Source organism: Pseudoalteromonas sp. S1609, from assembly GCF_005887255.1.
Lineage (GTDB): Bacteria > Pseudomonadota > Gammaproteobacteria > Enterobacterales > Alteromonadaceae > Pseudoalteromonas.
The window spans coordinates 1-363 of sequence record NZ_PNDJ01000127.1 but is presented as its reverse complement, the minus strand read 5'-3'; the positions used below and the strand labels follow the sequence as shown (position 1 = coordinate 363).

Genomic DNA, 363 nt, shown 5'->3' with positions numbered 1-363 from the left:
TTCAGCAAGTATTAGGTGAGCATGAGGCAATATTGGCAACGCCTCAATCAACCGTATTGTTTGATGATTTTGCAGATAGCTCGCTAGTTTTTAATGCTATTTTTTGGGTCTGCGCTGAATCAGAAACTCGATTAAGACAAGTCCGCAGTGATATTCGTTTTAGGATTTATGAAGTGTTTGACCAACACGATGTGGTGATTGCATTCCCGCAGCGAGATCTTCATATTGATGGTGAAATTGTTCTTAAACGCTCATTAGTGAAAAAGTAGTATTTAAAAAGTGTCGCGTTATTTTGCTATATTTTTTAACAACTCAATGTAAGGACATATGTCCGCTTTCTGGTTGTTTAGTTGCTAAAATTAA

The 363-nt window shown here is 36.6% G+C and carries 1 pseudogene; it reads left to right on the top strand.

What is annotated here, in order from left to right:
- Window positions 1-269, top strand: a pseudogene (locus CWB76_RS19025) (mechanosensitive ion channel); the annotation flags it as partial.
- Between the last annotated feature and the right edge of the window lie 94 nt (window positions 270-363).